11 protein-coding genes are annotated in these 13875 nt (G+C 71.8%); 3 read left to right on the forward strand and 8 right to left on the reverse strand.

The window, feature by feature from the left end:
• From ACFW1I_RS35265 to ACFW1I_RS35300, 8 genes are all read right to left on the reverse strand, one after another.
• The coding region (locus tag ACFW1I_RS35265) for an ATP/GTP-binding protein (RefSeq protein WP_384677659.1) at positions 1 to 540 on the reverse strand (540 nt) is incomplete at its 3' end.
• Positions 521 to 1060: a DUF742 domain-containing protein gene (locus ACFW1I_RS35270; protein WP_384677661.1), complete on the reverse strand. Its 540-nt coding sequence runs from the start codon at positions 1058 to 1060 to the stop codon at positions 521 to 523. The genes ACFW1I_RS35265 and ACFW1I_RS35270, both read right to left, overlap by 20 nt.
• A gap of 93 nt (positions 1061 to 1153) precedes the next feature.
• Positions 1154 to 1567 carry a roadblock/LC7 domain-containing protein gene (locus ACFW1I_RS35275; protein ID WP_030496939.1) on the reverse strand — a complete coding sequence of 138 codons (414 nt, stop codon included), beginning with the start codon at positions 1565 to 1567 and terminating at the stop codon, positions 1154 to 1156.
• Between the two features lie 10 nt (positions 1568 to 1577).
• The gene (locus tag ACFW1I_RS35280; RefSeq protein ID WP_384677663.1) at positions 1578 to 4811 is read right to left on the reverse strand and encodes a nitrate- and nitrite sensing domain-containing protein; all 3234 of its coding nucleotides are present in this window, start codon (positions 4809 to 4811) and stop codon (positions 1578 to 1580) included.
• A gap of 351 nt (positions 4812 to 5162) precedes the next feature.
• Positions 5163 to 5744 carry an ATP/GTP-binding protein gene (locus ACFW1I_RS35285; protein WP_384677665.1) on the reverse strand — a complete coding sequence of 194 codons (582 nt, stop codon included), beginning with the start codon at positions 5742 to 5744 and terminating at the stop codon, positions 5163 to 5165.
• The gene (locus ACFW1I_RS35290) at positions 5725 to 6135 is read right to left on the reverse strand and encodes a DUF742 domain-containing protein (RefSeq protein WP_030496941.1); all 411 of its coding nucleotides are present in this window, start codon (positions 6133 to 6135) and stop codon (positions 5725 to 5727) included. Before ACFW1I_RS35290 ends, ACFW1I_RS35285 begins: the two co-directional genes overlap by 20 nt.
• 156 nt (positions 6136 to 6291) lie before the next feature.
• Positions 6292 to 6705: a roadblock/LC7 domain-containing protein gene (locus ACFW1I_RS35295; RefSeq protein WP_030496942.1), complete on the reverse strand. Its 414-nt coding sequence runs from the start codon at positions 6703 to 6705 to the stop codon at positions 6292 to 6294.
• 9 nt (positions 6706 to 6714) lie between these two features.
• Positions 6715 to 10647: a nitrate- and nitrite sensing domain-containing protein gene (locus ACFW1I_RS35300; protein ID WP_384677667.1), complete on the reverse strand. Its 3933-nt coding sequence runs from the start codon at positions 10645 to 10647 to the stop codon at positions 6715 to 6717.
• A gap of 570 nt (positions 10648 to 11217) precedes the next feature.
• Between ACFW1I_RS35300 and ACFW1I_RS35305 the strand changes: the two genes are divergently transcribed.
• The 3 genes from ACFW1I_RS35305 (at position 11218) to gltX (ending at position 13781) form a co-directional block, all read left to right on the forward strand.
• Positions 11218 to 11415 carry a hypothetical protein gene (locus ACFW1I_RS35305; protein ID WP_384677669.1) on the forward strand — a complete coding sequence of 66 codons (198 nt, stop codon included), beginning with the start codon at positions 11218 to 11220 and terminating at the stop codon, positions 11413 to 11415.
• A 112-nt stretch (positions 11416 to 11527) separates the two neighbouring features.
• Complete coding sequence (locus ACFW1I_RS35310; protein WP_384677672.1) at positions 11528 to 12313, forward strand: fumarylacetoacetate hydrolase family protein; 786 nt, start codon at positions 11528 to 11530, stop codon at positions 12311 to 12313.
• Positions 12306 to 13781, forward strand: coding sequence for a glutamate--tRNA ligase (gltX, locus tag ACFW1I_RS35315; RefSeq protein WP_384677674.1), 1476 nt, complete (start codon positions 12306 to 12308; stop codon positions 13779 to 13781). The genes ACFW1I_RS35310 and gltX overlap by 8 nt, the downstream gene beginning before the upstream one ends.
• Positions 13782 to 13875: the final 94 nt, after the last annotated feature.

Here is a 13875-nt window from a genome sequence, read left to right on the forward strand (position 1 = left end):
GAGCGCGCTCTTGGCGTCCGCGCGGTGGCGGGCGTCGGTGGTGATGATCGGGGTGTCCGGACCGATCTGGAGGGCCTCGCGGACCTCCTCCGGGGCGTAGGGCTGGTTCCCGTCGAAGCCGTTGAGGGCGATGACGAACGGCAGGCCGCTGTTCTCGAAGTAGTCGACGGCGGGGAAGCAGTCGGCGAGGCGGCGGGTGTCGACGAGGACGACGGCGCCGATGGCGCCGCGGACCAGGTCGTCCCACATGAACCAGAAGCGGTCCTGGCCGGGGGTGCCGAACAGGTACAGGATCAGGTCCTGGTCCAGCGTGATGCGGCCGAAGTCCATGGCGACAGTCGTCGTCGTCTTGTCGCCGGTGTGGGTCAGGTCGTCGATGCCCGCGGACGCGGACGTCATCACGGCCTCGGTACGCAGCGGGTTGATCTCCGAGACGGCACCCACGAACGTGGTCTTGCCCACGCCGAAGCCGCCCGCCACCACGATCTTCGCGCTGGTGGTAGAACGGGCCGCGCCGCCGCTAGAGCTTGCGAAGTCCACTGAGCACCCTTTCGAGCAGTGTCACGTCTGGCTGACCGCCGGCGGCCTCGTCGCCGCCGGGCTGGTGGATGGCGACAAGTCCGGCCTCGGCCAGGTCGGCGACGAGGATCCGGGCAACGCCGAGGGGGATGGAGAGAAGGGCCGAGATCTCCGCGACCGACTTGATCTCGAAGCACAGCTGGCAGATCCGCTGGTGCTCGGGCAACTGCCCCTGCAGCCGGGCCGGATCGGCGGTCGTGCTGACCAGCGCCTCGATGGCGAGCTGGTAACGCGGCCGGGTGCGGCCGCCGGTCATCGCGTACGGACGCACGAGCGGGTTGTGCCCGCCACCGCCGCCCGCGCCGCCCGCGGCACGCGGGGCCACCGGCTGCGCCTGCTGCTGCGGCTGGCCGTAAGGCTGGGGGACACCCTGTCTGCTGGGTGCGGAAGGGAAGTTGTACCGGTTCTGCGCGGCGTCGCCCATCGGCGCCTGATGCGCATCGAAACCGTTGTAGGGGTTCGCCCCCGGGGGTGTTCCCACGTCTCCTCCTCCGACTGCTTCGCGGTCCATGTCCCTTGGAGCCGCGTCACCGCACCCTAACGGTGCGGTGACGTGAAACGCACTCTGTGTCTGTTAGTTGAGAAGACTTCCCTGGAGCTCGGCCCGCAGGTCCGGGGTGAGGACGGAGCCCGCCCGGTCCACGAGCAGGGCCATCTCGTAGCCCACGAGACCGATGTCGGACTCCGGGTGGGCGAGGACGGCGAGAGAGGAACCGTCCGAGACCGACATGATGAAGAGGAAGCCGCGCTCCATCTCCACCACGGTCTGGTTGACCGCGCCGCCCTCGAAGATCCGGGACGCACCCGCCGTCAGCGAGGTCAGCCCGGACGCGACCGCCGCCAGCTGGTCGGCACGGTCCCGGGGGAAGCCCTCGGACATGGCCAGCAGGAGTCCGTCGGCGGAGACCACCACGGTGTGGGACACCCCGGGGGTGTTGTCCACGAAGTTGGTGATCAACCAGTTCAGATTCTGCGCCGCCTGGCTCATCGCGCTCACACTAACGCTCCTGGTTGTAGGTATTACCCGGGCCGAGGCCCGATCCGTTCGTGTCCGACCCCGCGGTACGTCCCTGCTGGACACCGCGGCGCAGGTTGCTCAACCTGCCCCGGACGTCCTCGGGCGCGCGGGAGACCTGGGGGCCGCCCTGCGGGGTCTGCTCCGCGGTGCCCTCGACCAGGTTGGCCTTGGGGACGCGCCGGGGGAGACCGGACGGAGTGACCCCGCCCGCCTTCGGCTCGCGGAGCTTCTTGGCCTGCTCCCAGCGCTCGTCATTGGCCGAGCGCCATTCGTCGGAGCCGTCGTTCTGGTTCTGCTCGTCCTGCCCCACCGGCTGCGCGGGCTGGGCCGGCGGCACGGGCCGCTGCGCCTGGGGCGCCTGCGGGGCGGCGCCGCCGCGGCGCGGCAGACCGGCGTCGGTCAGTCCGTTGCCGGTGTCCGGAGCGGGACTGGGAGCCGGAGCCGGACGGTCGAAGCCTACGCGCTCGTGGCCCTGTTCGGGAGCGGCCTGCGAAGATTCCGATTCCGGCCGGTAACCCTGGTCGAAAGCGCCCTGGTAGGAGCTCTGCGCGGGCCACTCACCCTGGTGGGACTGGGCCTCGAACGCCTGGTCGTATCCGGCGTGGGTCTGGTCCTGAGCGCCGTACGCCGCTTCCGCATACGCCTGCTGCGGGTACGCGTCGGACTGCTGTCCGTACCCCTCGTAGCCCTGCTGCTGGGGGTAGCCGTAGCCGTCCTGCGGCTGCTGCTCGTAGCCCTGGGCGTAGTCCTGGCCGTACTCGCCGGCGTACTCCTGGGCCTGCGGCTGCTGCTGCTCGTACTCCTGCGGGTACTCCTGGCCGTAGCCCTGCTCCTGGGCGTACTCGCCGCCCTGCCCGGCCTCCTCGGCGTAGAGCGGCGCGTCGCCGCCCTGCACCTGGGCCTCCAGGGCCGCACGGCGCTCCTCGCGCATCAGCGAGCGGTTGACCGGGTCCAGCTGCTGGCCCTCGCCCTGCTGGTCGTAGCGCGAGTCGTCGAAGCCGAGCTCGGCCGCGGTCCGCATCGGGGCCGCCGCGGGCTCGAAACCGCCCTGCTGCTGGTGCGGGATGATCTGGGAGACCGTGAAGTCGTCCTGGACCGGCTGCTCGCCACCGCCACCGTGGGTGATGGCGTCCGGCAGCATGACCAGCGAGGTGGTGCCGGCCTGCTCGCCCGAGGGGCGGAGCTGGACGCGGATGCCGTGCCGGTCGGAGAGCCGGCCGACCACGAAGAGGCCCATGCGCTGGGAGACGGCCGCGTCCACGGTGGGCGGGTTCGCCAGCTTGTGGTTGATGTCCGCGAAGTCCTCGGCGGTGAGGCCGATGCCCTTGTCGTGGATCTCGACCATCACGCGGCCGTCGGGGAGACGGGTCGCGGTGACGCGGACCTTGGTCTGCGGGGAGGAGAACGTGGTGGCGTTCTCCAGCAGCTCGGCGAGCAGGTGCACGAGGTCGGTCACGGCCTGGCCGTGGATCTCGGCCTCCGGCACGCCGGCGATCTCGATGCGCTCGTACTGCTCCACCTCGGAGGAGGCGGCGCGCAGCACGTCGACCAGCGGGACCGGCTGGTCCCAGCGGCGGCCCGGCTCCTCGCCGGCGAGGACCAGGAGGTTCTCGCCGTTGCGGCGCATACGGGTCGCCAGGTGGTCCAGCTTGAAGAGGTTCTCCAGCTGGTCCGGGTCGGCCTCGTTGTTCTCCAGGTCGGTGATGAGGGTCAGCTGGCCCTCGATCAGCGACTGGTTGCGGCGCGACAGGTTGGTGAAGATCGCGTTGACGTTGCCGCGGAGCATGGCCTGCTCGGCGGCGAGCCGGACGGCCTCGCGGTGGACCTGGTCGAAGGCGCGGGCGACCTCGCCGATCTCGTCCTGCGAGTCGATCGGGATGGGCTGGACGCGGGTGTCGACCCGGCCCGGCTCGGTCCGGGAGAGCTGGTCGACCAGCATCGGCAGGCGCTGCTCGGCGATGCCGAAGGCCGCGGTGCGCAGCTCGCGCATCGAGCGGCTCATCTGGCGGGCCATCATCCCGGCGAGGATGAAGGCGGCGAGCAGGGCGATGACGACGATGGCGCCGGTGACCCAGGCGTCCGTCTTGGCGTCGGAGGAGATCGCGGTGGCCTCGGCCACGGCCTTGTCGACGAGGGACTTCTCGACCTCGCTGTAGCCGTCGAACTTGGCGGTGGCGATCGCCGTCCAGGTCTCGGCGTTGATGCCCTTGGCGGCGAGGGCCTTGATCGCGTCCGCGTCCTCGGCGGTGCCGATCAGCCCGGCGACGCCGGAGTAGACCGAACCGTCCTTGCCCTTGGGCAGGGTGAGGTCGGCGGCCCGCATCTTCTTCTCGCCGTCGGCGGCCTTGGCGGCCATCACCTTCTTCAGGTGCTCGACGTCCTCGGCGGTGCCGCCGGAGTTGTACTCGCCGAGGGCGATCTGCTCCAGGTAGTTGTACGAGTTGAAGGCGACCGACTGCTGGGCGAAGACCGAGTCCTTGGCGCTGGGCCGGACGAGCAGGTGGGTGCCGATGGAGCGCTGGAGCGACTCGGCGCCCTTGGCGAGCTGGATGGCGTAGACGGTCCGGCCGTAGCTGGTGACGTTGCCGGTGCCCAGGCCGAGCTCGTTGGCGAACTCCATGAGGTAGTGCTGGACGCCGGTGTAGCCGAGCTCGGTGTTGACCGGGTCGAGCGCGGCCGTGTAGGCGGCCTTGCGGAGCGCGGCGAGCTTGGGCTCCTCGTTCTTGAACGTCTGCAGACGCCGTTCGAGGCCCTGGCCCGACGGCATGTTCTTGACGGCCTCGTCGAACCTGGCGCGGGCCGCGTCGGTGGCGGCGTACGCCCGGGTGATCTCCTCGCCGCCGCGGTCCTTGCCGGCCAGCAGCGGGGCCGCCGTCAGGTCGCGCTCGTTGAGGAGGGCGGTGGAGTACTCCGAGGCGGCGCGCACGATGAGCGCCGTCTTCTCGGCGTCCTGGGCCTCCTGCCAGGTGTCGATGGACCCCTTGACCTGGAAGCCGCCCATGACGAGGCCGACGAGCACGGGTATGAGGAGGATCGCGTTCAGTCGGGTGGGCACGCGCCAGTTGCGCGGGGACAGCCGGCTGGAGCTGCCCCGCGGGGCGGGCGCGGGCGCGGGCGTCACCGGTACGTCCGCGGGCGACACCGCGCCGCGCGACGGCGGGGTGAAGTTGCCCCGCGCCTCCTGCTCCGCGGAGCCATCCATGCTTCGCCTCACTCGACCAACAACCTCTCGGCGTCGGCACCTACGTCGTGCCGGTGTTTCGTTCAGGGCCGTACTACTCGGGAGTTCATGAATTGCAGCACGTGAAGGGGGTCCGTTCCAAACACTGGGACGGCGCCGCTTTCAGTGGTCCACGCCTCACATAAAACGGGCATAAAGAGCGAGCCCCGCCAAATGGCGGGGCTCATGTGAGCGCAGCGGCACCGACTGGATGCGTCGGGTGTCCGAGGTGCCCCCGATTCTCTGTCGAAATGTTATGAAGCCCGGGCCGGCCGTGTCGAAGGACACAGATCCACTCCGGTCGGCCCGGTACGGAGGCATATGACAACTGCCCAGGTGGGCGCCCTACTTGAGACGGGCCATGAGGGCGTGCTCGACGAGGGTGATGAGCGCGCTCTTGGCGTCCGCGCGGTGGCGGGCGTCGGTGGTGATGATCGGGGTGTCCGGACCGATCTGGAGGGCCTCGCGGACCTCCTCCGGGGTGTACGGCTGGGCGCCGTCGAAGCCGTTGAGGGCGATGACGAACGGCAGGCCGCTGTTCTCGAAGTAGTCGACCGCGGGGAAGCAGTCGGCGAGGCGGCGGGTGTCGACGAGGACGACGGCGCCGATGGCGCCGCGGACCAGGTCGTCCCACATGAACCAGAAGCGGTCCTGGCCGGGGGTGCCGAACAGGTACAGGATCAGGTCCTGGTCCAGCGTGATGCGGCCGAAGTCCATGGCGACGGTCGTCGTCGTCTTGCCGCCCGTGTGCGTCAGGTCGTCGATCCCGGCGGAGGCCGCGGTCATCACGGCCTCGGTGCGCAGCGGGTTGATCTCCGAGACGGCGCCCACGAACGTGGTCTTGCCCACGCCGAAGCCACCGGCCACCACGATCTTCGCGCTGGTGGTCGATCTGGCCGCGCCGCCGTTAGAGCTTGCGAAGTCCACTGAGCACCCTTTCGAGCAGTGTCACGTCCGGCGTGCCGCCGGCTTCTCCGTTGCCCGGCTGGTGGATGGCCACCATGCCCGCCTCGGCCAGGTCGGCCACGAGGATCCGGGCGACGCCGAGCGGCATCGACAGCAGGGCGGACACCTCGGCCACCGACTTGACCTCACGGCACAGGTGGCAGATGCGCTGGTGCTCGGGGAGGAGCGTGGCGAGGTGCGCCGGGTCGGCCGTGGTGCTGACCAGCGCCTCGATGGCGAGCTGGTAGCGCGGCCGGGTCCGGCCGCCGGTCATCGCGTACGGACGGACCAGCGGCTGGTCGCCCTCATGACCGTACGGATCGTCCAGGGACGAGCCGCCGTACGGATCGTGAGTGGCGGGGGGCGGGGTCATGAATCCTCCGGGCGTGACAGCAAGGCATCTGCCGTCTGATGGGGCCGGTGGGGGGCCGGATGGGGCGGCCGGACGATTGAACGGTGCCGGGGGCGGTACGTGTGGGGGGAGTACCGCCCCGTCGGGGGGACAGGTGCCGAGAGCGGGTGGGGACCGCTAGTGCAGCAGGCTGCCCTGGAGCTCCGCGCGGAGATCCGGGGTGAGGACGCTGCCGGCCCGGTCGACCAGCAGCGCCATCTCGTAGCCCACGAGGCCGATGTCGCACTCCGGGTGCGCGAGCACGGCCAGCGAGGAGCCGTCCGAGACCGACATGAGGAAGAGGAAGCCGCGCTCCATCTCCACCACGGTCTGCGCCACGGGACCGCCCTCGAAGATCCGGGAGGCGCCCGCGGTCAGCGAGGTGAGCCCGGACGCGACCGCCGCCAGCTGGTCGGCGCGATCGCGGGGGAATCCTTCGGACATGGCCAGCAGCAGGCCGTCGGCGGAGACCACCACCGTGTGGGACACCCCGGGGGTGTTGTCCACGAAGTTGGTGATCAACCAGTTCAGGTTCTGCGCCGCCTGGCTCATCGCGCTCAACTATCGCTCCTGCTGGTGGTTCGGGCCGAGGTGGAAGCTACCCGTGGTCGAGTTGCCCGCCTGACGGCCCTGCTGGATGCCGCGGCGCAGGTTGGTGAGCCGGCCGCGGACGTCGTCGGGTGCACGCGAGACCTGGGGGCCGGCCGTGTGGGCCTGCTCCTGGGCGGTCCCGGGTACGAGGTTGGCCTTCGGCACACGGCGCGGAAGACCTGAGGTGGTGACCCCGCCGGCGGAGGGCTTGCGCGCCCGCTCGGCCTGGCGCACCAGATCGTCGTTGGGGGAGGGGCGCCAGCCGGCCGTGCCCGGCCGTCCGCCGTCACCGGCGGCCGGCCGCGGACCCGCCGGGGCGGGCTGCTGCACGACCGGGGTCGGCATGGTCTGGTCGACCTCGGGCATCCGCTGCTGCTGCGCCGGCTGGGCCGGAGCCTGCTGCTGACCCTGGTCCTGGTGGAACCAGTTGGTCTCCAGCGTGTCGTACAGCGGGGTGCGCCCGTCGCCCGCGGCCGGCGCCGGCGGCAGGGCCTCCGGACGGCGCGGCCGGCCGAGCTGCGGCTGCCGCGGCTCGGGAGCCTGCTGCGGGGCCGTGCGCTGCGGCGCGGGCTGCTGCGGGGCCTGGGGGAGGCCCGGCTGCTGCGGCGCGAACTCGTTGCCGGTGCGCTGGCGCGGGGCCGGCTGCTGCGGGGCCTGCTGCTGAGCCTGCGGTACGAAGGGCTGGCTGCCGTACGGCGGCCGGTCCTGGTACTGCGGAGCCTGCGGAGCCTGCGGGGCGCCGAAGTCGGGGCGCGGGAACTGGCCCGTGGAGCCGGGACCCTGGGGCGCCTGCGGGTGCTGCGGGACCTGCTGGTGCTGCGGGGCCTGCGGGGCACCGAAGTCCGGCCGCGGGAACTGCGAGGTGGACGCCGGGTCCTGGTACTGCGGGGCCTGGGGCGCCTGGGGCGCACCGAAGTCGGGGCGCGGGAACTGGCCCGTCGAGCCCGGGCCCTGCGGAGCGCCGGGCGCCGCGAAGGAGCCGGTGGTCTCCGCCTCGTCGTGGCCGCGCGGGGCGTCCAGCGGCGTCATGTCCTGCTGCGCGCGGCGGACCGGCTGCTGGGCCGGGTCGCTGCCCCAGCTCGCGCCCTGCGGACGCTGCGGCTGGGGGTTGCCGCCGGGCAGTTCGGCGCGCGGGAAGCCGTTCGTGGCACCCAGCGGGTCCTGCTGCTGCGGGGCCTGCGGGGCCTGGGGGGCCTGTGGCGCCTGCGGGTTCTGGGGGGCCTGCGGGCGGCCGCCCCACACGTCGGTGCGGGACGGGATGGCGCTGGCCGCGCCGCCGATGAGACCGGCACCGGGGCCGGGCTGCGGCGCCTGCGGGAGCTGCGGCAGCTGGCCGGTCTGCTCCAGCTGGGCGTCGACCGGCTGGGGCTGCCGGGGCTGCGGCTGCTGCGGGGCCGGGGCCTGGGGGGCCTGCGGCGCGCCGTCGCGGGCGGGCAGCGCGGTGCGCGGACCGCCCGCCGGGCCGACCTGCGGACGCGCGGCACCCGGGCCGGCGCCGAGGCGGCCGGCCGGAGCCGAGGGACCGCCGAGGCCCGGACGTCCGGCACCCGGACCACCGGCCGCGCCGGGGCCGCCGGGGAGACGGCCGCCGGGGGCGTTGCCGCCCTGCGGGGCCGCGCCCTGGGCGCCGGGACCGCTCTTCGGGGCCGGCTTGCGGCCGCCCTGGGCGACGTCGACCGGGAGCATGACGAGCGCGGTGGTGCCGCCCGAGTCGGACGGGCGCAGCTGGATGCGGATGCCGTGTCGCAGGGACAGGCGGCCGACCACGAAGAGGCCCATGCGGCGGGAGACGGAGACGTCCACGGTGGGCGGCGAGGCGAGCCGCTCGTTGATCGCCGCGAGGTCCTCGGGGGAGAGGCCGATGCCGGTGTCGTGGATCTCGACCAGCACGCGCCCGTCGGGCAGCGCGTGGCCGGTGACCCGGACCTTGGTCTGCGGGGAGGAGAACGAGGTGGCGTTCTCAAGGAGCTCGGCGAGGAGGTGCACGAGGTCGTTGACGACCCGGCCGGCGACGTCGGTCGCCGGGACCGCGGCCAGTTCGATGCGCTCGTACTGCTCCACCTCGGAGGCGGCGGCGCGGAGCACGTCGACCAGCGGGACCGGGCGGGTCCAGCGGCGGCCCGGCTCCTCGCCCGCGAGGACGAGGAGGTTCTCGCCGTTACGGCGCATGCGGGTCGCGAGGTGGTCGAGCTTGAAGAGCGAGGACAGCTGGTCCGGGTCGGCCTCGCGCGACTCCAGCTCGGAGATGAGCGAGAGCTGGCGCTGGATGAGGCCCTGCGAGCGGCGCGAGAGGTTGGTGAACATCGCGTTGACGTTGCCCCGGAGGAGGGCCTGCTCGGCGGCGAGGCGGACCGCCTCGCGGTGCACGTCGTCGAAGGCCGCGGCCACCTGGCCGATCTCGTCCCGGGAGTGCACACCGACGGACTCGACGGAGGTGTCGACGTCCTGCGGGTCGGACTCGGAGAGCTGCTTGACCAGCTCGGGCAGGCGTTCCTGGGCGACCTTGGTCGCGGTGTCCTGGAGCCGGCGCAGCGAGCGGATCATGGACCGGGCCACGACGAAGGCGCCGATGAGCGAGACGCCGAGGACGAGGAGGATCAGCGCACCGTTGATGATGGCCTCGCGCTGCGACTCCTGCCGCAGCTCACGGGCCATCGACTCCATCTCGCCGAGGAGCTGGTTCTCGATGCGGCCCATGGCCGCGATCTTGGTCTCGTACTCGTCGGTGAAGTTGAGGTAACCGCGCTTCCCCTTCTCGCTGGCGATGGCCTCGTCGGACTTCAGCACCCGCTCGGCGTACTTCTCGGCGTCCACGATGGTGGGGTTGCCGGAGCGGAGCGAGTCGGTGAGGTCGGTGGCGTCGCCGCCGGTGCCCTCGTAGATCGCGGTGAAGGACTTGAAGGCGTTGTTCTCGCCGTTGAGCGCGGCCTCGCCGTAGAGGCGGTCACCGGGCTGGAACTTGCCGCGGGTCTTGTCGCTGGCCGGCAGGGCGCCCGCGATGATCGCCTGCTGGATGGAGGCGTACTCCTTGGCGGACGAGAACGCGGCGAGCGCGCGGGTCCGCTTGATCATCTCGGGGTTGCTGGTCGCCTGCGCCATGTCCTGGGAGAGGCTGAGCAGCGAGCGGATGAGACGGCTGTACGCCTCGACCGTCACGGAGTGCTGGACGCCGTCCTTGTAGGCGTTCGTCCGGATGTTGTGGAGGTCGATGACCTGCGAGGCGATGGTGCTGACGTTGGAGCGGATGCTCTGCAGCGCCTCGTCGTCCTCGCCGTTCGGGATGGCCCGGGTGGCGTCGAGGAAGGCGTCGTAGGAACGGTCCGTGCGGCGCCGGGGGTTGGCGACCTGGTAGTCGCTGGTCGGCCGCCCGTTGGCGAGCGGACCGGCGGAGAGGTCGCGCTCGGCCTGGAGGGCCTGGGCGAGCGCGGTCGCCTCACGGGTCAGCTTGGTGAGCAGCTGCATGTGGTCGAGCTGCTGCATGTCCTGGAGCGACTCGTTGATGCGGATGCCGCCGAGGCTGGTGGCCGCGACCACGGGGAGGGTCAGCAGGGCCACGAGGCGCGTGGAGATGCGCCAGTTGCGCAGGGCTATTCGGGGGCCGACCGCGTTCTCGGGGGTCGTGGGCGTGGCGCCCTTCTCCCCGCGCGCCGCGGCGTTCTGCTCGCCGGGCGCCGCGGACGCGCCGGAACGGCGTGCGGAGCCCTCGCCGGGCTCGCCGTTCGGCCGCGGGGCCTTGCCCTGGTTCCTGCCCTGGCCGCCCGGACCGGGCGCCTGCTGGGCGGAGTGCGGGGCCGCGGGACCGCGATCGGTCCCGGCACGCGGTTCCTGCTCCGACGGAGCCTCCGCGCGGCCCTTGCGGGCCGGGGCGGAGCCCGCGCCATCCCTCTTGAAACGTCCCTGCACTAGCGTCGCAACCTCTGGACCAGGCGTCCTTCCGGGTGGAACCGGAGCGGACGGTGTCGGCGTCGTCGGGACGCGTCGGTGCGCCCCGGGTGGTCGTCGGTGACCGGCGCAGATCCCCCTTCTCCGCCACTCGGCCGGCGCTGCGTTGCGCCCCCTGCGTGCCGGCGTCGAACCCGCGGCGGTGCGTGGAATTCCAGCACAGTGCCGGAACTCCAACAAGGGCTGCGGTCTGTACCGCAGGGGGGATGACCAACCGTACGCGGCGCGTCACCCCGCGTAGAAGATGATCACGGAGGATTCGGACTTTTCCTCTCCAATGACCCGGCGTCCTCGTGTGTCCCAGTCGCGATGATCAGGAGCGGAATGGAAGCTTCAGTCACGGAATGTCCCTTTCCGTGACCTGACATGCCGGTCCGTAATGACCGGAATATCCGCCCAGTGGTGAGCAAACTCACACGGGAATGGATGTCTCAGCCATGCATTCGAAGGGAACGCGTTGATTTAGCCTGACGCTTTACACCATTCCCGCGCCCGCACGGGCGCCCGCCCGGAACAAGGTCTGCCAGCGCGATGACTGCACCCACCCCCGCCACCACGGCCAACCCGCGCCGCTCCACCCTCGCCCACCTCGCGGACGCCGACGCCCTCGGCCGCGGCGCCACCCCCGAGTACGCGACCGAGCTGCCCGGCACCACGGCCAACCCGCGCCGCACCGTCCTCATGCAGGCCCCCGCGCCCTACGTCCCGGCCTACCTCACCGAGGGCTGATCCGGGTCACCACCCGCCCGCCACCGGCGATATCCGCCGGTCGGCCGCCCCGCGCCGCGTTAGCCTGGAGCGTCAGACTCCAGCCAGTACCAAGTGAGGGGCGACAGCACTCGTGCGCATCGCCAGATTCTCCATCGACGGCAATGTCGCCTTCGGCGCGGTCGAGGGCGAGGGGACCGTCGAGTCCGGCGGCCTCGTCCTCGACATCATCAAGGGCATCCCGTACACCGACTTCGAGCTCAGCGGCACCAAGGTCCCGCTGAGCAAGGTACGGCTCCTGCCGCCGGTGCTCCCCAACAAGGTCGTGGCCATCGGCCGCAACTACGCGGAGCACGCCAAGGAGCTCGGCAACGAGGTCCCGGAGGTCCCGGTCGCCTTCTTCAAGCCGACCACCTCCGTCATCGGCCCCGGCGACGCCATCGAGTACCCCTCCTTCTCCAGCGAGCTGCACCACGAGGCCGAACTGGCCGTGGTGATCGGCCGCATGTGCCGCGAGGTGCCCCGGGAGCGCGTCAAGGACGTGATCTTCGGCTACACCTGCGCCAACGACGTGACCGCCCGCGACGTGCAGCAGCGCGAGGCCCAGTGGGCCCGCGCCAAGGGCTTCGACACGAGCTGCCCGCTGGGCCCCTGGGTGGAGACCGACCTCGACCCGAGCGACCTCGCCGTCCAGGCCACGGTCAACGGCGAGCAACGCCAGCTCGGTCGGACGAGCGACATGATCCGCTCCATCGAGGACCTGGTCGTCCACATCACCGAGGCCATGACGCTGCTCCCCGGCGACGTCATCCTCACCGGCACCCCCGCCGGGGTCGGCCCCCTCACCGTCGGCGACGAGGTCGCCGTCACCATCGAAGGCATCGGCACTCTCACCAACAGGGTGATCAAGCGTGGCTAACGCGAACCTCCGCGTCCGTTTCTGTCCGTCCCCGACCGGCAACCCCCATGTGGGCCTGGTCCGTACCGCCCTCTTCAACTGGGCGTTCGCCCGGCACAACCAGGGCACCATGGTCTTCCGCATCGAGGACACCGACGCGGCCCGCGACTCCGAGGAGTCGTACGAGCAGCTGCTGGACTCCCTCAAGTGGCTCGGCCTCGACTGGGACGAGGGCCCCGAGATCGGCGGCCCGCACGCCCCGTACCGCCAGTCGCAGCGGATGGACATCTACAAGGACGTCGCCGACAAGCTGCTCGCCGGCGGGTACGCGTACCGCTGCTACTGCACCACCACCGAGCTCGACGAGCGCCGCGAGGCCGCCCGCGCCGCCGGCCGGCCCTCCGGCTACGACGGCCACTGCCGCGAGCTGTCGGCCGAGCAGGTCGCCGTGTACGAGGCCGAGGGCCGCGAGCCGATCGTCCGCTTCCGGATGCCCGACGAGGCCATCACCTTCACCGACCTGGTCCGCGGCGAGCTCACCTTCACCCCGGAGAACGTGCCGGACTACGGCATCCTCCGGGCCAACGGCGCCCCGCTCTACACCCTGGTCAACCCGGTCGACGACGCCCTGATGGAGATCACCCACGTCCTGCGCGGCGAGGACCTGCTCTCCTCCACCCCCCGCCAGATCGCCCTCTACAAGGCGCTGATCGAGCTGGGCGTCGCCAAGGAGATCCCCGCCTTCGGCCACCTGCCGTACGTGATGGGCGAGGGCAACAAGAAGCTCTCCAAGCGCGACCCGCAGGCCTCCCTCAACCTCTACCGGGAGCGCGGCTTCCTCCCCGAGGGCCTGCTCAACTACCTGTCCCTGCTCGGCTGGTCCTTCTCCGCCGACCAGGACATCTTCACCATCCCCGAGATGGTCGCGAAGTTCGACATCGCCGACGTCAACGCCAACCCGGCGCGCTTCGACCTGAAGAAGGCCGAGTCCATCAACGCGGACCACATCCGCATGCTGGACGTGAAGGCGTTCACCGAGGCGTGCGAGCCCTGGCTCCGGGCTCCGCACGCCCCCTGGGCGCCCGAGGACTTCGACCGCACGGCCTGGGAGCGGATCGCCCCGCACGCCCAGACCCGCCTGACCGTGCTCTCCGAGATCACGGCCAACGTCGACTTCCTCTTCCTGGCGGAGCCCGTCTTCGACCAGGCCTCCTGGGACAAGGCGATGAAGGGCGAGCCCGCGGCCCTCCTCACCACCGCCCGCGAGAAGCTGGAGTCGGCCGACTGGACCGACCCCGAGTCGCTCAAGAACGCGGTCCTGGCCGCCGGCGAGGCCCACGGCCTCAAGCTCGGCAAGGCCCAGGCCCCGGTCCGCGTCGCCGTCACCGGCCGCACCGTCGGCCTGCCGCTCTTCGAGTCCCTGGAGATCCTGGGCAAGGAGAAGACCCTGGCCCGCGTCGACGCGGCCCTGGCCAGGCTCGCCGCCTAGGCGACAGCCGCACGCCACGGGGGGGGGGGGGGGGGGGCGCGCGCCCCGCGGGCCCGCCCCCGCCGCCACGCCCACACAACCCCCCCCCCCCCCC

It is taken from the genome of Streptomyces sp. NPDC058955, from assembly GCF_042741435.1.
GTDB lineage: Bacteria > Actinomycetota > Actinomycetes > Streptomycetales > Streptomycetaceae > Streptomyces.

Excerpts from the sequence above, each read along its gene's own strand:
- ACFW1I_RS35275 (WP_030496939.1), bottom strand. The coding sequence starts at position 1,567 with ATGAGCCAGGCGGCGCAGAATCTGAACTGGTTGATCACCAACTTCGTG.
- ACFW1I_RS35290 (WP_030496941.1), bottom strand. The coding sequence starts at position 6,135 with ATGACCCCGCCCCCCGCCACTCACGATCCGTACGGCGGCTCGTCCCTG.
- ACFW1I_RS35295 (WP_030496942.1), bottom strand. The coding sequence starts at position 6,705 with ATGAGCCAGGCGGCGCAGAACCTGAACTGGTTGATCACCAACTTCGTG.
- ACFW1I_RS35305 (WP_384677669.1), top strand. The coding sequence starts at position 11,218 with ATGACTGCACCCACCCCCGCCACCACGGCCAACCCGCGCCGCTCCACC.